The following is a 17,466-nucleotide window of genomic DNA, read 5'->3' as shown; positions in this document are numbered from 1 at the left end:
GGGGCGGGGGGGCCGGGGGGGGGGGGGGCCCCCCCGGGGGCCCGGGGGGGGGGCCCGCGGCGGGGGGGCGCCCGGGCCCCGGGGGGGGCCCGGGGCCGCCGCGCGTTCAGGCCGCGGGGGGCGTCAGAGCGCGCCCTCCAGGGCGGCCTCGGCCTTGGCCTCGGCGGCGTCCGCGCCGCCGCGGAGCTTGACCTCGCGCACGAACAGCGCGGCGACGACGGCGACCAGGCTGATCACCGTGCCCCACAGGAAGACGGTGTGCATGCCGTTGGAGATGCCGTGCTGGTAGGCGTTGAGCACGTTCGCCGGCAGCTGCTTCAGGGTGGCCGGGTTCATCGCCGACATGCCCTCGCCGCCGCCGCTCTGGGCCATCTTGGCCAGGGTCTCCGGGGGGAGGGTCCTGACGGAGTCGTTGACCTGGTTGATGTACAGGGTGCCGAACAGCGCGACGCCGAACGAGCCGCCGATGGTGCGGAACAGGGTGGCGGAGGACGAGGCGACGCCCATGTCCTTCATCTCCACGCTGTTCTGCGCGACCAGCATGGTGACCTGCATCAGGAAGCCCATGCCGGCGCCGAGCACCACCATGTAGCAGGAGGAGGCGAAGCTGGTGGTGTCCACCGAGAGGGTGGACAGCAGCAGCGAGCCGCCGGCCATCACCGCGGTGCCGATGATCGGGTAGATCCGGTACTTGCCGGTCCGGGTGATGGCCTGGCCGACCACCAGCGAGATCACCAGCATGCCGAACATCATCGGCATCAGCAGCAGGCCGGAGTTGGTCGCCGAGGCGCCCTGGACGATCTGCTGGTAGGTGGGCAGGAAGGTCACCGCGCCGAACATCGAGAAACCGACGATGAAGCCGATGATCGAGACCATGGTGAAGTTCCGGTTGCGGAACAGCTTGAGCGGCAGGATCGGCTCGGCGACCCGCTGCTCGACGTAGCAGAAGCCGATCAGCGAGGCCACGCCGAGCGCGCCCAGGCCGAGGATCTGCTTCGAGCCCCAGGCGTACTCGTGGCCGCCCCAGGTGGTGATCAGTACGGCCGAGACGATTCCGACGGTGAGCAGGACCGCGCCGAAGTAGTCGATCTTCGCGTTGGAGCGGACCTTGGGCAGCTTCAGCACGACGACGACGAAGGCCAGCGCGATCGCGCCCAGCGGCAGGTTGACGTAGAACGTCCAGCGCCAGCTCAGGTGGTCGGTGATGAAGCCGCCGATCAACGGGCCGCCGACGGTGGCCAGCGCCATCACGGCGGCGAACATGCCCTGGTACTTGCCGCGGTCGCGGGGCAGCACCAGCGCGCCCATGATCGACATCACGCCGACCATCAGACCGCCGGCGCCCAGGCCCTGGACGGCCCGGAAGGCGATCAACTGGTCCATGGTCTGCGACAGGCCGGACAGCGCCGAGCCGAGCAGGAAGATGGCGATCGAGACCAGGAACGAGCCCTTGCGGCCGTACAGGTCGCCGACCTTGCCCCAGATCGGGGTGGAGGCGGCGGTGGCCAGGGTGTAGGCCGTCACCACCCAGGACATGTGCTCGGCGCCGTTCAGTTCGCCGACGATGGTCGGCATCGCGGTGCCGACGATCAGGTTGTCGAGCATGGCGAGCAGCATGGTGATCACCAGGCCGACCATCACCAGGCGGACTTCGCGGTGCGGGCGCTGCTCGAACTCGTCGGGCTTCCCGAGTTCGACCGACGGCTCCTCCGGAACCGCCTCGGACTGCTGGGTTGTCATGGTGCGTCTCTCCCGGGGCGCAGGAGCCGCGGGGTGCCGCGGCGGTACTTACTTGACGACCGGCTAGTTAATCGTCGTCCGGCACGGTAGGTTGTTCCCTAGCCGGTCGTCAAGCCAGTTTCGAAGCAGCCCCTCTGGGCAGGGAGAATGCCGAGAGAACCGGACCTTGACACCCGTCCGCTCCCCGCTTAAGAGGCAGGCCGCCAGCGATGACCACCACCCAGAGCCCCCGCAGCGACACCAGAGCGCGGATCATCGACGTGGCCCTGGAGCTGTTCGCCGAGCACGGCTACGAGAAGACCTCGCTGCGGGAGATCGCCGACCGCCTCGGCGTCACCAAGGCCGCCCTCTACTACCACTTCAAGACCAAGGACGACATCGTCCGCGGCATCGTGGAGAAGATGGCCGCCCCGCTCGACGACGCCATCGCCTACGGCGAGGGCAGGCCCTGGTCGCCCGGACTCCGCGACGAGCTGCTGCGCCGCTTCGCGGCCGGGATGGGCGAGCGGGCCCCGCTGCTGCGCTTCTTCCACGAGAACCAGCCCGCGCTGCGGGAGTCCGCGGCCGGGCTGGCGTTCAAGGACCGGATGATCCGGATGATCGGCCTGCTGCACGGGCCGGAGCCGACCTTCCGCGACCGGCTGCGCGCCACCGTGGCGCTGACCTCCATGCACTCGGCGATGTTCCTGCTCAAGGCGGACCTCTGCGAGCCCGACCGGCCGGGCCCCTCGGTCGAGGAGGCGATGGACGCGGCCCTGGAGGTCGCCCTGGAGGTCGCGGCACGCATCGAGCCGCCCGCGCGGTAGGCGCGGACGGCTCGGCGGGGTGCGGCGGGCGGCGGATCAGAAGTTGGTCGCGCCGTGCTGCTTCAGGTAGCCGACCGGGTCGATCACCTTCGCGTACTGGTTGGCGGTGCGGATCTCGAAGTGCAGGTGCGGGCCGTGCGAGTTGCCGGTGTTGCCGGACTTGCCGACCTGGTCGCCCGCGTCCACGTGCTGCCCGGCCTTCACGCCCAGCTGCGACAGGTGCGCGTACTGGGCGAAGCGGCCGTCGGAGAGCTTCAGCACGATCTGGTTGCCGTAGGCGCCCGCGTAGCCGGAGGACACCACGGTGGCGTCGCCGACCGCCAGCACCGGGGTGCCGACCGAGACCGCGAAGTCGGTGCCGGTGTGGTAGCCGGCCGCGTACGCCGCGTTGGTCTTGTGGTACGGGTTGCTGATCGTCGCGCCCGGCGCCGGGGAGGACCAGGCCGGCTTCGCGGCGGCGGCGGCCTGCTGGGCGGCCTGCTCGGCAGCGGCCTGCTCGGCGGCGGCCTGGGCCGCCTGCTGCTCGGCGGCCTGCTGCTGGGCGGCCTGCTCGGCCGCCGCCTGCGCCGCCTGCTGCTCCGCGGCGGCCTGGGCGGCCTGCTGCTCCGCGGCCTGCTGGTCGGCGGCGGCCTGCTGCTGGGCGGCCTGCTGCTCGTCGCTCTGCCCGGCGGCCCGCAGCTCGGTGCGCTCCTCGCCGCGGGAGGCCGACTCGTCCTGGGTCCGGGTCTGGGCCGGGGCGTCCGCCCCGGAGCCGCCGCCCAGCGAGGCGACGACTGCGGCCTTGACCGCGGCGGTCTGCTCGCTCGGCTGCTCGGCCTGGACCGGCAGGCGGAAGTCCTGCACGGCGGTGGTGGCGGTGGTGGCGGTGCCGGTGGCGGCGGTGGCCGCGGCGGCGTGGTCGGCCGGGTGCCCGCTCTGCGCGATGGCCTGCCCGGTGGGGATCAGCAGGGCGCCGGCGGCGACCACCGCGGCGCCGGAGGCGATCGCCTTGGCGGGGGCCAGTCGGGCGGTGGTCAGCGGCGCGGAGGAGAGCACGGAACGGACGTGGCCGGTGCTGATCGCCTGGAGAACCCGGCGGCCGGTGGCGGGGAGAGAACGCATCGGAGTCGGTACCTCACGGACGGGGCCAGTGCGGGGCCGAGTCGGTGCGACTCGCCGAACTGGTGGAACGACTCCGGTGTAAACGAACCGGATGCGCAGGCCCAAGAGTGTGACCTACGACGGCCGGTAGTGCGTGAGGGGCGGGGAATACCCCCTCGGAGCCTCGGGCGGAACGGCTTTTCGCGCCCCAAACCTCCTACCGTGGGTCGTATGTCGGAAATGTGCTGTGAGCAGCGCCACCGGCGAGCGCCCGGTTTGGGCCCGAACCGGCCCGGGTAGAACCGGCTTTCGAACCAGCTGCGCGATCCGATCCACCCGCCCCCGGCCCCGGCCGGGGAACCCCCCCGTCGGAGATGATCAGCTGATGAACGACACCCCTGTTCAGGACCGCCGCTTCCGGGCCCGCCGCCAGGCCGACCGCCTGCTCTCCGGCGGCCGCCCGCAGACCGTCCGCGAGGCGCTCGCCGCCCTGGCCGCCCTGGACGACTGCCCCCTCCCGCTGGACGAGCCCGTCGACATGTACGGCAGCGGCGTCGTCCGCACCCTGGAGCGGCGCACCGCCGACCTGCTCGGCAAGCCCGACGCCGCCTACTTCCCGACCGGGACGATGGCCCAGCAGGCCGCCCTCAAGACCTGGGCCGACACCCACGGCCCGGTGGTCGCCATGCACCCGCTCGCCCACCCCGAGGTGCACGAGCGCCGCGCCCACCAGGTGCTCTCCGGCCTGCGCAGCGTCCCGCAGACCACCGCCCCCCGGCACCCCGCCGCCGCCGAGCTGGCCGCCCTGGACGAGCCGTACGACGTGCTGATGCTGGAGCTGCCGCTGCGCGACGCCGGCTTCCTGCTGCCCGACTGGGCCGAGCTGGAGGCGCTGTACGAACTGGCCGAGCGCCAGGGCCGCCCGGTCCACCTGGACGGGGCCCGGCTCTGGGAGTCCGCCCCGCACCTGGGCCGCACCCTGCCGGAGGTCTGCGCCCGGGCTGGCTCGGTGTACGTCTCCTGCTACAAGTCGCTCGGCGGCCACAGCGGCGCCCTGGTGGCCGGCGAGGAGGAGTACGTGCGCCGGCTGCGGGTCTGGCGGCACCGCTACGGCGGCAACCTCTGGCAGCAGTGGCCGGCGGTGCTCTCCGCGCTGGCCGGCCTGGACCGCGAGCTGCCCCGGCTGCCCGGGTACGTGGCGCACGCCAAGGTGGTCGCCGCCGCGCTCGCCGGCGCCCCGGGCGCCCGGGTGCACCCCGAGCCGCCGCACACCCACCAGTTCCAGTTCTGGCTGCCGCACCCCGCCGACCGCCTGAACGAGGCCGGTCTGCGGCAGGCCGAGGAGCAGGGCGTCGCGCTGTTCGGCGCCTGGCGCGAGCCGGGCCCGCAGCCCGGCCTGTCGATGACCGAGGTGACGGTGGCCGCCGACGCCGCCGAGTGGAGCGCCGAGGAGGTCACCGAGGCGCTGGAGGACTTCCTGGCCCTGCTCTGACCGGCCCGCCCGGGGTGCGCCGGGCACGCGAAGGGCCCCGGCGGTTCGGAAACCGCCGGGGCCCTCGCTGTCGCTACCGCCGCCGGGTCACTTCTTCCGGACCGGCTTGACGTGGATCAGGGCCTCCAGGTCGTTGTAGGACTGCCACAGCACCTCGATCTGGGTGCCGGTGTCCGGGACCTGGACGCTGCTGTACGGGTTGTCGGCCGACCAGTACTTGGTGGTGTGGTCGTTGAAGACCGTCACACCGCGCGAGCTCGGGATCTTGGTGAGCACGTCGGCCTTGTGGATGTTCAGGCCGTCGGTGCGCTCGAAGCCGAAGGTCGAGTCGTAGCCCTGGAAGCGCGGGCGCAGCAGCGTGCCGTCGCTCCACTTCAGCGGGGCCGGGTGGGCGTCGATCGGGAGGATCAGGCCCTGGCCCGGGTGGTTGGCCACGTTGTTGTCCGACTGCGAGGAGTCCCACAGCCAGATCAGGATGCCGTTCTGGTTGGCGTAGTGCTCCACCCAGTCCGGACGGGCGGCCGAGCCGAAGTTGTACGGGCCGGTCTTCAGCGTGGTGTCGTACGAGACGTACTGGCGGTTCTCGACCAGGTAGTGCTGGTCGTAGTCCTTGGCGAACTTGCCGGTGATCCGGGAGAACCCGGTGGCGGTCCAGCCGTTGTCGCCGTTCTCGGCGCCGTCGGTGAACAGGGCCGCGCCGTCCGCGGTCACCGCGATGTTGTCCAGGGCCAGGCCCTTGTAGTGGACACCGCCGTCGGTGGTGTTGTGGAAGCGGATCTTGACGGCCTTGCCGGCGTACGCGTCCAGCGGGAAGGACAGGTCGCCCCAGGCGCCGTTGCTGGAGCCGTTGATGGCGTTGTCCGGCAGCGCGGTGCCGTTGAAGGTGCCGGCCAGCGGGGTCCAGTTCTTGCCGCCGTCGGTGGAGACCTCGGCGTACGCGTAGTCGTAGTCCGTCTCCAGGTCGAACCAGGCCTTCGCGGTCAGCGTGGCCGAGGTCTTCCCGGTCAGGTCCAGGTCACGGGTCAGCGCGACGTTCAGGTCGTCGGCGCTGCCGCTCCACCACTCGTTGGCACCCTCGAACGGGGTGTTGACCTCGGTGGTGACGGTCTTCGCCGGCAGGTTGACGATCAGGCCCTGCTTGCGCTTGCTGTTGTACTCGACCGGGCCGAGCAGCGAGAGCGACTCCTTGCCGGCCTTGGCGGTGTCGTAGTTCAGCCAGCCCAGCTTGAGCTTCGACCAGACGTCGAGGTCGTTCGGCATGTCGCCGATCTCGTTCTTGCCCTCGCCCAGCCAGGAGCCGGAGGACATCAGCGACCAGAAGCCGACCGAGTTGTCGATGCCCTGGCCGGAGGTGTCGTACAGGTCCGGCAGGCCCAGGTCGTGGCCGTACTCGTGGGCGAACACGCCCAGGCCGCCGTTCTCCGGCTGCATGGTGTAGTCGCCGACCCACAGGCCGGTGGCGCCGATCTGGGTGCCGCCGAGCTTGTTGTTGTCCGGGCCGGTCTTGCCGGCCTGGTTGGCGTACGCGTAGGAGCGGTGCGCCCACAGCGCGTCGGTGCCCTGGACGCCGCCGCCGGCCGACTGGTCCTCACCGGCGTGGACGATCTGGAAGTGGTCCAGGTAGCCGTCCGGCTCGTTGAAGTTGCCGTCGCCGTCGTAGTCGTAGCGGTCCCACTGGTCGTACTGCGCCAGGTCGGCCTTGATCTGGGCGTCGGTGCGGCCCTTGGCCTTCTGGTCGGCGACCCAGGCGTCGATGCCGTCGCGGATCAGGTCCTGCGCGTTGGCGCAGACGTGCTGGCCGCAGTAGTCCGAGCCGTAGCGGGCCTCGTTCCACGGCACCCGCACCCAGTCGGTGACCAGGCCGTCGACCGAGTACCGGCCGGAGGACTGGCGCTCGTAGTACGTCTTCAGCGAGGGCTTGTTCTTCGCGAAGTAGATGTCCTGGTAGTGCGCCTGGTTGTAGTCCGCCTGCCAGGCCGTCGAGTTGTCGTTCTTGCGGTCCGGGGCGGCGATCTGGTTGTGCGCCGGGCCGGGGGTGCCGCCGTACTTGACCTTGCCGTCCGGAGTCGTGCTGGTGGTGTCCACCTGGGTGCCGAAGTCGACCAGGATCGTGAAGATCTTGTCGGTGCGCTCGCGGGACAGCTCGACGTACTTGTCGCGGCCCAGCTTGATCGAGGAGCCGCTGCCGTGCTGCTCGACCTTCGCGGTGCCGTTGACCAACTGCTCCACCGCGGCGGTCTGCTCGGCCTGCTGCTTGTCGGCCAGCGGGCTCTGCAGTTCGCGCGGGACGCTGTCGTTCTGGAGCGCCTCGGCCGGGTCGGTGACCGTCTTGGTCGCGGGGGCGGCGGTGGCGGTCCCCGGGAGCATTCCGGCGCCCAGCGCGGCGGTCACCGCGATGGCGGCGGAAGCCGCGACAGCCCTCTTGGTTATCTTCAACGTGGTGACGTCCTCCCCTTACCGGTCGGGCTGGTTGGCCGAACCGGTGAACCAATGCAAGACAGGTGGACGACATTTGACCCAAGGTCCGGTAAAAAAGAAAGACCTTGACCCTGGTGTGGCCACGCCGCTATGCTCCCGCATCCCGGTTTCCCTGACGGTCCGTCAACCTACCTACCGTTCCTGCCCGCCACGGGTCGGTCGTGCCCGCACCGCGCCGCGGTCCACCCGTTCGGCGGGCCGCCCGGCCGCATTCACAGCACACGGAAACCTAAACAGTTTTTCAACTGAAGAGCAGGACGGCAGAAAACCGCCGCCCCCGACCTGATCAGGTCGGGGGCGGCGGCTTGCCGAACGCTTTGCGGGGCTATTACTTGGTCAGGTCCGGACCGGCCGCCGAGACCGCCGCGGGAGTGTCCGCCACCGGGGACTTCTCCTCACCGCGGAAGGTGAACTTGGCTTCCTTGCCCTCGCCCTCCACACCGACCACCACGATGTGGCCGGCCCGCAGCTCACCGAACAGGATCTTCTCGGACAGGTGGTCCTCGATCTCCCGCTGGATCGTGCGGCGCAGCGGACGCGCGCCCAGGATCGGGTCGTAGCCGCGCTTGGCCAGCAGCTGCTTGGCCTCGACGCTGAGCTCGATGCCCATGTCGCGGTCCTTCATCCGCTGGTCGACCCGGGCGATCATCAGGTCGACGATCTCGATGATGTTCGCCTCGGACAGCTGGTGGAAGACCACGATGTCGTCGACGCGGTTCAGGAACTCGGGGCGGAAGTGCTGCTTGAGCTCCTCGCCGACCTTCGCCTTCATCCGCTCGTAGCCGGCCTGGACGTCACCCGTGGCGGCGAAGCCCAGGTTGAAGCCCTTGGAGATGTCCCGGGTGCCGAGGTTGGTGGTCATGATGATGACCGTGTTCTTGAAGTCCACGACCCGGCCCTGGGAGTCGGTCAGGCGACCGTCCTCCAGGATCTGCAGCAGCGAGTTGAAGATGTCCGGGTGGGCCTTCTCGACCTCGTCGAACAGGACCACCGAGAACGGCTTGCGACGCACCTTCTCGGTGAGCTGGCCGCCCTCCTCGTAGCCCACGTAGCCGGGCGGGGAGCCGAACAGCCGGGAGACGGTGTGCTTCTCCGAGAACTCGGACATGTCCAGCGCGATCAGCGCGTCCTCGTCCCCGAACAGGAACTCCGCCAGGGTCTTGGACAGCTCGGTCTTACCGACGCCGGACGGGCCGGCGAAGATGAACGAGCCACCGGGGCGCTTCGGGTCCTTCAGACCCGCCCGGGTGCGGCGGATCGCCTGGGAGAGCGCCTTGATCGCGTCCTCCTGGCCGATGACCCGCTTGTGCAGCTCGTCCTCCATGCGCAGCAGGCGCGAGGACTCCTCCTCGGTCAGCTTGAAGACCGGGATGCCGGTGGCGGTGGCCAGGACCTCGGCGATGAGCTCCTCGTCCACCTCGGCCACGACGTCCATGTCGCCGGCCTTCCACTCCTTCTCCCGCTTGGCCTTCGCCTGGAGCAGCTGCTTCTCGTTGTCGCGCAGCGACGCGGCCTTCTCGAAGTCCTGCGCGTCGATCGCGGACTCCTTCTCCCGGCGCACGTCGGCGATCTTCTCGTCGAACTCGCGCAGGTCCGGCGGCGCGGTCATCCGGCGGATGCGCATCCGGGAACCGGCCTCGTCGATCAGGTCGATCGCCTTGTCCGGCAGGAAGCGGTCCGAGATGTACCGGTCGGCCAGGGTGGCGGCGGCGACCAGGGCGGCGTCGGTGATCGAGACCCGGTGGTGCGCCTCGTACCGGTCGCGCAGGCCCTTGAGGATCTCGATGGTGTGCGGGAGCGAGGGCTCGGCGACCTGGATCGGCTGGAAGCGGCGCTCCAGCGCGGCGTCCTTCTCCAGGTGCTTGCGGTACTCGTCCAGCGTGGTGGCGCCGATGGTCTGCAGCTCGCCGCGGGCCAGCATCGGCTTCAGGATGGAGGCGGCGTCGATCGCGCCCTCGGCGGCGCCCGCACCCACCAGGGTGTGGAGCTCGTCGATGAACAGGATGATGTCGCCGCGGGTGCGGATCTCCTTGAGCACCTTCTTCAGGCGCTCCTCGAAGTCACCGCGGTAGCGCGAGCCGGCCACCAGGGCGCCGAGGTCCAGCGTGTAGAGCTGCTTGTCCTTCAGCGTCTCCGGGACCTCGCCCTTGACGATCGCCTGGGCCAGGCCCTCGACGACGGCGGTCTTGCCGACGCCGGGCTCGCCGATCAGCACCGGGTTGTTCTTGGTGCGGCGGGACAGCACCTGCATGACCCGCTCGATCTCCTTCTCGCGCCCGATCACCGGGTCGAGCTTGGCCTCGCGGGCGGCCTGCGTCAGGTTGCGCCCGAACTGGTCGAGCACCAGGGAGGTGGAGGGGGTGCCCTCGGCGGGACCGCCGGCCGTGGCCGACTCCTTGCCGCTGCCGGTCTGGTAGCCGGACAGCAGCTGGATGACCTGCTGGCGCACCCGGTTCAGGTCGGCGCCGAGCTTCACCAGGACCTGGGCGGCGACGCCCTCGCCCTCGCGGATCAGGCCGAGCAGGATGTGCTCGGTGCCGATGTAGTTGTGGCCGAGCTGAAGCGCCTCGCGGAGCGACAGCTCCAGGACCTTCTTCGCCCGGGGGGTGAAGGGGATGTGCCCGGACGGGGCCTGCTGGCCCTGGCCGATGATCTCCTCCACCTGCTGGCGGACCGCCTCGAGCGAGATGCCGAGGCTCTCCAGCGCCTTTGCGGCGACACCCTCGCCCTCGTGGATCAGGCCCAGGAGGATGTGCTCGGTGCCGATGTAGTTGTGGTTGAGCATCCGGGCTTCTTCCTGTGCCAGGACGACAACCCGCCGCGCGCGGTCGGTGAACCTCTCGAACATCGTTAATCGCTCCTCAGAGCGGTCGGTCAGTTCGGGGGCCGTCCCCGCCCTGTCCTTCCGCATGCTAGTCCCGCTCAGCAGCGCGGCTACGGAACTCCCACGGAGCGGGAGCAACATGCTGCGCGACCAGCCGACACCTTTCCCAACCTGATGCTGGGAGACGGTGTTCCCAGCGACGGGCCCGATGCACCGGATCCCGCTACGCCAACGGCGAACACGGTCCGGCGGAACCGGCGGACCGGCCCCGCGGTGTGCTGCGGGCGGACTCCGCGGAGCCCGTCCACCAGCATTCATACCCGGTAATCCGGCGGGTTTCGCGTGGTTTCCCGGGGGTCTGTGTTCGCCTGGCGAGAAGTCTGCCGACCGGGGACCTGGATGACGGGCCGTCAGGTCGGCTGCGGGCGGCTCACCGCCGTTCCGGTGGCGGTCGCGTGACCGCCCGGCCCCTCCAGCGTTGCACAGGTCGTGACCCGTCCGCCGCCGCCCGCCCCGGCCGCACCCCGTGCGGCGGTCGGCTGGCGCGGCTCGGACCGGGTGACCGCGCCGCTGGGGCCCGCGCGGGCCGCGCTGGGCCGGCTGGAGCGGCTGGGCCGCCCCACCGGGCCGGTGCTGCGGCAGTCCGGCCGGGCCGTCTTCCTGCTCGCCCCGGGGGCCGCCGAGCCGGTGCCCGACCTGCTCCGCTGGCTGGGCTGGGGCCCGGAGCTGGGGCTGCCGATCGAGGCCCGGGCGGCGCACCCGGGAGACCCCCGGGTGCCCGAACCGCGGACCGCCGACTGGCTGCGGGCCGGAGCGCCGCGGCCCGCCCTGGACCTGCGCTCGCCCGCCCTGCTGCACCTGCTGGACGCCCTCGCGGACGCCTGCGCGCGGGAACGGCTGGGCCTGCCGCCCGCCCGCTGAGAGCCCCGCCGGGGCTCGGGCGACTCCCCCGGGAGCCGCCGTCAGGAGGCGTTGGCCTTCTCGTACGCCTCGCGCACGTTGCTCGGGACGCGGCCGCGGTCGTTGACCGGGAGGCCGTTCTCCTTCGCCCAGGTGCGGATCTTGGCGGTGTCGGCCTGGCCGGCCGCGGCGGACCGGCCGCCGCCGCTGCGCCCGCCGCCGCTGCCGCCGCGCCGCGGGGCGGTCAGCCGGCCGCTCTGCTTGCGGCCCTTCTCGACGTACGGGGCGAGCAGGTCGCGGAGCTTCTCCGCGTTGTCGCTCTTCAGGTCGATCTCGTAGGCCACGCCGTCCAGGGCGAACGTCACCGTCTCGTCCGCGGAGCCGCCGTCGAGATCGTCTTCCAGAATGACCTGAACCCTCTGTGCCACGGGCTTCCCTTTCCGCGATAACGATCCATTGCCTGGAGAAAGGAAAGCGTCTTTTCCCGGAAAACACAAACCCCTGTGTCGCCGGTCGTGCCGCGGGGCATGACTCACAGGTGCAGCAGCATCCGCGAGTTGCCCAGCGTGTTCGGCTTCACCCGCTCCAGGTCGAGGAACTCGGCGACGCCTTCGTCGTACGAGCGCAGGAGTTCTTCATAGACTTCTGTGGCCACGGCCGCCGGGTCTGCCGTACGATCGTCGTTTTCGCCGATCTCCACGAAGCCGTGTTTCGAGAAGAACGGAACCTCGAACGTCAGGCAGAAAATCCGACGGACGCCGAGCCAGCGCGCGGTCTCCAGCAGCTTGTCCAGCAGCAGGTGCCCGATACCGAGGCCCTTGCAGACCGGGTCCACCGCGAGGGTGCGCACCTCGGCGAGGTCCTCCCACATCACGTGGAGCGCGCCGCAGGCCACCACCCGGCCGTCCTGGTCGCGTTCGGCGACCCAGAACTCCTGGACGGATTCGAACAGTGTGACGGTCGGCTTGTCGAGCAGAATGCCGTCCCGGGAGTACGCGTCGATGAGCCGGCGGACGGCGCGCACGTCGGTGGTCCGCGCACGGCGGATGGTGACCTCCATGCCGGGGAACGTTATCGTGCCGCGGGCGGCCCGGTCTCGTCGGTATCGGCGCCCGCCACCCGCAGCGCGTCGCGCAACCACTCGCGCTGTTCCGGGGACATCATCCCGAAGAAGTGCACCAGGGCGGCGGCCGGATTGTCGCTCGTCGCCCAGGCGTCGTTCATCAGCGCGGCGGTGTACGCCTCCCGGGAGGAGACCGGCTCATATCGGTATGCGCGCCCGGCGCGCTCCCGGCGCACCCAGCCCTTTCGATAGAGCTTGTCGAGCACCGTCATCACGGTGGTGTACGCGATTTCGCGTTCCGACCGCAGATCCTGCAGAACCTCCCGAACCGTGACCGGGCGGTTCCACTGCCACACCCGGGTCATGATGTCGTTCTCGAGTTCTCCGAGTTGCCGCACCATAGTGCCGCCAAGGATAGGACCGATGCGGACAAAAGGCGGCAAACGGCAAACGGACCGGCGCGCCGCTCCCCGGAGGGGGGAACGGCGCACCGGCCCGGAGACCGCTATTCGGCGGCGGAACGCGCCGCCATGGCCTCGGCGGCGGCGTCCTCCTTGGCCTTCTGGGCGCCGCCCTGGCTGCGGATGATGGCCCGCACCAGGAAGGCGAAACCGACCGCCATGACCAGCGGCGGGACGATCGCGCTGACGTACTCCATCGGTTACTCCTCGGTCGGGTCGGACGCGCCCTCGGCGGCGGTCCTCTCGTTCTTCGCCGCCTTCTCCGGCTTCACCAGCGGGAAGAGCACCGTCTCGCGGATGTTCTTGCCGGTGAGCAGCATGATCAGGCGGTCCACGCCCAGGCCGAGGCCGCCGGTGGGCGGCATCGCGTACTCCAGGGCGCGCAGGAAGTCCTCGTCCAGCTGCATCGCCTCGACGTCGCCGCCGGCCGCCAGCAGCGACTGCGCGGTGAGCCGGGCGCGCTGCTCGACCGGGTCGATCAGCTCGGAGTAGGCGGTGCCGATCTCGGTGCCGAAGATCACCAGGTCCCACTTCTCCGCGACGCCCTCGATCGAGCGGTGCTGCCGGGTCAGCGGGGAGACCGAGGTCGGGTAGTCCTTGATGAAGGTCGGCCGGATCGCGTGGTGCTCCAGCAGGCGCTCGATCAGCTCCAGCACGATCTGGCCGTGGTCCCAGGCCGGGTCCAGGTACTCGCCCAGGCCGTGCTCGGCGGCCAGCTTCCGCAGCTCCTCGGCGGAGGTGGCCGGGGTGACCTCGGTGCCCAGGTGGGCGGAGATGCCCGGGTAGACCGAGACCTCCTCCCAGGGCTCGGCCAGGTCGATCTCGTGCTCGGCGCCGTCCGGGCCGAGGCCCCTGACCACGGTGGTGCCCAGCGCGTCCCGGGCGGCGTTGACGATGACCGCCCGGATCAGCTCGGCCTGGGTGTCGTAGTCGCCGTACGCCTCGTACGACTCCAGGGCGGTGAACTCCGGGTTGTGGGTGGCGTCCGCGCCCTCGTTGCGGAAGTTCCGGTTGATCTCGAAGACCTTCTCGGCGCCGCCGACCACCAGGCGCTTGAGGTACAGCTCGGTGGCGATGCGCAGGTACAGGTCGATGCCGTACGCGTTGATGTGCGTCGTGAACGGGCGGGCGTTGGCGCCGCCGTGGATCGGCTGCAGCATCGGGGTCTCGACCTCGAGGTAGCCGCGGTCCTCGTAGGTGCGGCGGATCGAGCGGATCACCCGGGTGCGCAGCTGGAGCATCTCGCGCGCCTCGGGGTTGACGATCAGGTCCACGTAGCGCTGGCGGACCCGGGCCTCCGGGTCGTTCAGGCCCTTGTGCTTGTCCGGCAGCGGGCGCAGGCACTTGGCGGTGAGCTCCCAGCGGTCGACCATCACGCTGAGCTCGCCGCGCTTGGAGGTGATCACCTCGCCCTCGACGCCGACCTGGTCGCCGAGGTCGATGTCGCCCTTCCAGGCGGCCAGCCGCTCGGCGCCCAGCCTGTCCAGGGAGAGCATCACCTGGAGGTCGCCGGAGCCGTCCCGCAGGGTGGCGAAGCAGAGCTTGCCGCCGGTGCGGGCCAGGACCACCCGGCCGGTGACGCCGACCCGCTCGCCGGTGGCGGTGTCCGCGGCCAGGTCGGGGTGCTTGTCGCGCAGCTCGGCGATGGTGGTGGTGCGGGGGAAGCCGACCGGGTACGGGTCGACGCCGGCCGCCCGGAGCCGGTCCAGCTTCTCGCGCCGGACGCGCATCTGCTCGGGAAGGTCGTCGGTCGCGGGGACGGTGCTCTGATCACTCACCCCACCAGGGTAGCCAGGCTCACGGCCCGCTCCGTCACGGGATGTCGGCGGGGGCGCGCCGGGAACGGCGGAGCCCCCTCCGGGGGGAGGGGGCCCGGGGCGCGGCGGCCGGTCAGCCGTCGGTGCCGGTGGCGAGTTCCGGGTGCTCCTCGTCGGCCGGGGGCTCCTGGTGCGGGGCCGAGCGGGCGCGGCGGCCGAACAGCTCGGCGGGGGTGGGCATCCGGCGGGGGCGGGGGCGCTCGGCCGGGTGCGGGGGCTGCTGGTCGTTCATCGGGGACCGTCCTCCGACTGGGGTGGCGGGCTGGGGTTCGGACGCCGGGCTGGGCACCGCCGCGAGGTGCCGCTGGCCGGAGCCCAGCGATAGCCGCTCGCGGACCTCGGCCTCGGCGAGCGCGTGGCAGCGCCCGGCGAGCCGGGAGCGGCGGGCCTGTTCGGGCGGGCCGCAGGGCTGGCGGGACAGCGAGCGCAGGGCCGAGAGGTCCTCGGCGGTGGGCAGGTAGCCGTCGGCGACGGCCTCCTCCAGGCGGTCCAGGTAGCCCGCGACGCTCCCGGGCAGGGCGGCCCGGTAGCGGGCCAGGTCGGTGAGCATGAAGGCCCGCAGCCGCCCTCCCTCCTGGACCGCCTCGTCGATGGCCTCGGTCAGCCGCAGCGCGTCCTGGACGTCCTCGGTCCACAGTTCGCCGGCCGCGGCGGGCAGCGGGAGCCGGTCGGGCGCGGCCGGGTAGAGGGCTTGGGCGAGGACACGGCGCAGCACCCGGACTTCATCGGCGCTGAAGGCCATGCCGCCGCGCGATCCGTGTGGCGTTGGCATGGGTCGACAGTACGTGTCGTACGTCCGACTTATGGCGATTGATGACGTGTTTGTCCCGATTGGCCTATGAGATGGCCCGCGGGCCGCCCGCGCCCCGGGAACGCGGCGGGCCCCGGCGCCCGCCGGGGCGGACCGGGGCCCGGGCGGGGCGGTCGGGGGTGTCGGGCGGCGGTGGCCGGGGCTGTCAGGCGGCGGTGGCCGGGCGGTTGCGTTCGAAGATCAGGCGCAGGCCGATCAGGGTCAGCCAGGGCTCGTGCACGTCGATCGAGTCGGCCTCGCCGAGCACCAGCGGGGCCAGGCCGCCGGTGGCGATCACCTGGACGTCGTTCGGGTCCTTGGCGAGTTCCTTGGCCATCCGGTTGACCAGGCCGTCGACCTGGCCGGCGAAGCCGTACAGGATGCCCGACTGCATGCCCTCGACGGTGTTCTTGCCGATCACGTTCCGCGGGCGGGCCAGCTCGATCTTGCGGAGCATCGCGGTCCGGCCGCCCAGGGCGTCGACCGAGATCTCGATGCCCGGGGCGATCGCGCCGCCCACGTAGTCGCCGCGCGCGTTGATCGCGTCGAAGGTGGTCGCGGTGCCGAAGTCGACCACGATGCACGGGCCGCCGTACAGGTGGTTGGCGGCCAGCGCGTTGACGATCCGGTCCGCGCCGACCTCCTTCGGGTTGTCCATCAGCACGTGCACGCCGGTCTTCACGCCCGGCTCGACGATCACCGCCGGGACGTCCCCGTAGTAGCGGCGGGTCACCTCGCGCAGTTCGTGCAGGACGGCCGGCACCGAGGAGCAGATCGCCAGGCCGGCCACCCGGTCGTCCGCCGAGACGATCGGGTGGGCGCCCATCAGGCCCTGCATCAGCACCGCGAGTTCGTCCGCGGTGCGGCGCGGGTCGGTGGAGATCCGCCAGTGCTCGACGATCTCCTCGCCGTCGAACAGGCCGAGCGTGGTCTGGGTGTTGCCGACGTCGATGGTGAGGAGCATGGGGCGCTTTCTGCTTCGAAGGGTCGGGGTTCGAAGGGTCAGGAGCTGCGGAGGTCCAGGCCGATGTCGAGGATCGGGGCGGAGTGCGTCAGGGCGCCGACGGCCAGGTAGTCGACCCCAGTCTCGGCGACCTCGCGCGCGGTGGCCAGGGTCAGGCCGCCGGAAGCCTCCAGCTTCGCCCGGCCCGCGACCAGCGCGACCGCCTCGCGCAGCTGCGCGGGGGTGAAGTTGTCCAGCAGGATCAGGTCCGCGCCGGCCTCCAGGACGGGCGCGATCTGCTCGACCGTGTCCACCTCGACCTCGATCGGCAGCTCCGGGAACGCCTCGCGCACGGCGGTGAACGCCTCCACCACACCGCCCGCCGCGACCACGTGGTTGTCCTTCACCAGCGCGGCGTCCGAGAGCGCCATCCGGTGGTTGGCGCCGCCGCCGGCCCGCACCGCGAACTTCTCCAGCGCGCGCAGGCCCGGGGTGGTCTTGCGGGTGTCGCGGACCACCGCGCCGGTGCCCTCCAGGGCGTCCGCCCAGGCCCGGGTCGCGGTGGCGATGCCGGACAGGTGGCAGAGCAGGTTCAGCGCCGAGCGCTCGGCGGTGAGCAGGTCCCGGGTGCGGCTGCGCACCGAGAGCAGCACCTGGCCGGGGGCGACCCGCTCGCCGTCCTCGACGTGCCGCTCGACCTCGAACTCCTCCTCGCAGACCAGCGAGACGACGGCCTCCGCCACCCGCAGACCGGCCACCACGCCCGCCTGGCGGGCGGTGAAGTCGGCGGTGGCGACGGCCTCGGCCGGGACGGTCGCCACCGAGGTGACGTCCTCGCCGCCGGCCAGGTCCTCGGACAGGGCCGTCATCGCCACGTCCTCCACCTCGACCGGGTCCAGCCCGGCGTCCTCCAGCAGGGCGGCGAGCGCCGGGTCGAGACCGGTCTCGTACTCCTCGCCCTCGCCGCACGCGCAGCCGTCGCCGCAGCCGCCGGACTCGGTGGACAGGAGGGGCAGTTCGGAGTGGGACATGGTGGCAGGGCTCCAGGTTTCGGCGGTACGGGGATCGGCTG

15 protein-coding genes are annotated in these 17,466 nt (G+C 71.4%); 3 read left to right on the top strand and 12 right to left on the bottom strand.

What is annotated here, in order from left to right; translation table 11 throughout:
* Positions 1–123: 123 nt before the first annotated feature.
* Positions 124–1,740: an MDR family MFS transporter gene (locus ACIP60_RS24000; RefSeq protein ID WP_400687524.1), complete on the bottom strand. Its 1,617-nt coding sequence runs from the start codon at positions 1,738–1,740 to the stop codon at positions 124–126.
* 209 nt (positions 1,741–1,949) lie between these two features.
* Here ACIP60_RS24000 and ACIP60_RS23995 point away from each other — a divergent pair, with 209 nt between their 5' ends.
* Entirely contained in the window at positions 1,950–2,546 is a 597-nt protein-coding gene (locus ACIP60_RS23995; protein ID WP_400687522.1) for a TetR/AcrR family transcriptional regulator, read from the top strand.
* 36 nt (positions 2,547–2,582) lie between these two features.
* On the opposite strand, the gene ACIP60_RS23990 is transcribed toward ACIP60_RS23995, so the two are convergent.
* Positions 2,583–3,647, bottom strand: coding sequence for a M23 family metallopeptidase (locus ACIP60_RS23990; RefSeq protein WP_400687520.1), 1,065 nt, complete (start codon positions 3,645–3,647; stop codon positions 2,583–2,585).
* 364 nt (positions 3,648–4,011) lie between these two features.
* On the opposite strand from ACIP60_RS23990, the gene ACIP60_RS23985 reads away from it, so the two are divergent.
* Positions 4,012–5,118: a threonine aldolase family protein gene (locus ACIP60_RS23985; protein WP_400687518.1), complete on the top strand. Its 1,107-nt coding sequence runs from the start codon at positions 4,012–4,014 to the stop codon at positions 5,116–5,118.
* An 87-nt stretch (positions 5,119–5,205) separates the two neighbouring features.
* Here the strand turns inward: ACIP60_RS23985 and ACIP60_RS23980 are convergent, their stop codons facing one another.
* Together ACIP60_RS23980 and ACIP60_RS23975 are read right to left on the bottom strand one after the other, a co-directional pair.
* Positions 5,206–7,485, bottom strand: a complete 2,280-nt coding sequence (locus ACIP60_RS23980; protein WP_400687609.1) for an immune inhibitor A domain-containing protein — start codon at positions 7,483–7,485, stop codon at positions 5,206–5,208.
* A gap of 439 nt (positions 7,486–7,924) precedes the next feature.
* Complete coding sequence (locus ACIP60_RS23975; protein ID WP_100837683.1) at positions 7,925–10,444, bottom strand: ATP-dependent Clp protease ATP-binding subunit; 2,520 nt, start codon at positions 10,442–10,444, stop codon at positions 7,925–7,927.
* A 465-nt stretch (positions 10,445–10,909) separates the two neighbouring features.
* Here ACIP60_RS23975 and ACIP60_RS23970 point away from each other — a divergent pair, with 465 nt between their 5' ends.
* Positions 10,910–11,341, top strand: a complete 432-nt coding sequence (locus ACIP60_RS23970; RefSeq protein ID WP_400687516.1) for a hypothetical protein — start codon at positions 10,910–10,912, stop codon at positions 11,339–11,341.
* 41 nt (positions 11,342–11,382) lie between these two features.
* Here ACIP60_RS23970 and ACIP60_RS23965 read toward each other — a convergent pair whose 3' ends face one another.
* The 8 genes from ACIP60_RS23965 to nadC all read right to left on the bottom strand — a co-directional run bounded on the left by ACIP60_RS23965 (position 11,383) and on the right by nadC (position 17,425).
* On the bottom strand, positions 11,383–11,748 hold the full coding sequence (locus tag ACIP60_RS23965; protein ID WP_100837685.1) for an Lsr2 family protein: 366 nt from the start codon (positions 11,746–11,748) through the stop codon (positions 11,383–11,385).
* Positions 11,749–11,852: 104 nt separating this feature from the next.
* The gene (locus ACIP60_RS23960) at positions 11,853–12,380 is read right to left on the bottom strand and encodes an amino-acid N-acetyltransferase (RefSeq protein ID WP_100837686.1); all 528 of its coding nucleotides are present in this window, start codon (positions 12,378–12,380) and stop codon (positions 11,853–11,855) included.
* Between the two features lie 11 nt (positions 12,381–12,391).
* A complete protein-coding gene (locus tag ACIP60_RS23955; RefSeq protein ID WP_400687513.1) occupies positions 12,392–12,784 on the bottom strand; it encodes a BlaI/MecI/CopY family transcriptional regulator in 393 nt (130 codons plus the stop codon).
* A 104-nt stretch (positions 12,785–12,888) separates the two neighbouring features.
* Positions 12,889–13,041 (bottom strand): hypothetical protein, encoded by a 153-nt coding sequence (locus ACIP60_RS23950; RefSeq protein ID WP_199528246.1) that lies wholly within the window; start codon positions 13,039–13,041, stop codon positions 12,889–12,891.
* A gap of 3 nt (positions 13,042–13,044) precedes the next feature.
* Positions 13,045–14,622: a bifunctional lysylphosphatidylglycerol synthetase/lysine--tRNA ligase LysX gene (gene lysX / locus ACIP60_RS23945; protein WP_400687511.1), complete on the bottom strand. Its 1,578-nt coding sequence runs from the start codon at positions 14,620–14,622 to the stop codon at positions 13,045–13,047.
* A 112-nt stretch (positions 14,623–14,734) separates the two neighbouring features.
* A complete protein-coding gene (locus tag ACIP60_RS23940; protein WP_400687509.1) occupies positions 14,735–15,433 on the bottom strand; it encodes a hypothetical protein in 699 nt (232 codons plus the stop codon).
* Between the two features lie 184 nt (positions 15,434–15,617).
* Entirely contained in the window at positions 15,618–16,415 is a 798-nt protein-coding gene (locus ACIP60_RS23935) for a type III pantothenate kinase (protein ID WP_111555941.1), read from the bottom strand.
* Between the two features lie 38 nt (positions 16,416–16,453).
* Positions 16,454–17,425: a carboxylating nicotinate-nucleotide diphosphorylase gene (gene nadC, locus ACIP60_RS23930; protein WP_100837691.1), complete on the bottom strand. Its 972-nt coding sequence runs from the start codon at positions 17,423–17,425 to the stop codon at positions 16,454–16,456.
* Between the last annotated feature and the right edge of the window lie 41 nt (positions 17,426–17,466).

Origin of the sequence: Kitasatospora sp. NPDC088783, from assembly GCF_044750705.1 — a bacterium.
GTDB lineage: Bacteria > Actinomycetota > Actinomycetes > Streptomycetales > Streptomycetaceae > Kitasatospora > Kitasatospora fiedleri.
This window is presented reverse-complemented; position numbering and strand designations above follow the sequence as displayed.

What these genes read in the sequence shown, in the direction of transcription:
- ACIP60_RS23980 (WP_400687609.1), bottom strand. Translation starts at nt 7,485, where the DNA reads ATGCTCCCGGGGACCGCCACCGCCGCCCCCGCGACCAAGACGGTCACC.
- ACIP60_RS24000 (WP_400687524.1), bottom strand. Translation starts at nt 1,740, where the DNA reads ATGACAACCCAGCAGTCCGAGGCGGTTCCGGAGGAGCCGTCGGTCGAA.
- ACIP60_RS23960 (WP_100837686.1), bottom strand. Translation starts at nt 12,380, where the DNA reads ATGGAGGTCACCATCCGCCGTGCGCGGACCACCGACGTGCGCGCCGTC.
- ACIP60_RS23975 (WP_100837683.1), bottom strand. Translation starts at nt 10,444, where the DNA reads ATGTTCGAGAGGTTCACCGACCGCGCGCGGCGGGTTGTCGTCCTGGCA.
- ACIP60_RS23940 (WP_400687509.1), bottom strand. Translation starts at nt 15,433, where the DNA reads ATGCCAACGCCACACGGATCGCGCGGCGGCATGGCCTTCAGCGCCGAT.
- ACIP60_RS23990 (WP_400687520.1), bottom strand. Translation starts at nt 3,647, where the DNA reads ATGCGTTCTCTCCCCGCCACCGGCCGCCGGGTTCTCCAGGCGATCAGC.
- ACIP60_RS23985 (WP_400687518.1), top strand. Translation starts at nt 4,012, where the DNA reads ATGAACGACACCCCTGTTCAGGACCGCCGCTTCCGGGCCCGCCGCCAG.
- ACIP60_RS23955 (WP_400687513.1), bottom strand. Translation starts at nt 12,784, where the DNA reads ATGGTGCGGCAACTCGGAGAACTCGAGAACGACATCATGACCCGGGTG.
- ACIP60_RS23995 (WP_400687522.1), top strand. Translation starts at nt 1,950, where the DNA reads ATGACCACCACCCAGAGCCCCCGCAGCGACACCAGAGCGCGGATCATC.
- nadC (WP_100837691.1), bottom strand. Translation starts at nt 17,425, where the DNA reads ATGTCCCACTCCGAACTGCCCCTCCTGTCCACCGAGTCCGGCGGCTGC.
- ACIP60_RS23950 (WP_199528246.1), bottom strand. Translation starts at nt 13,041, where the DNA reads ATGGAGTACGTCAGCGCGATCGTCCCGCCGCTGGTCATGGCGGTCGGT.
- ACIP60_RS23935 (WP_111555941.1), bottom strand. Translation starts at nt 16,415, where the DNA reads ATGCTCCTCACCATCGACGTCGGCAACACCCAGACCACGCTCGGCCTG.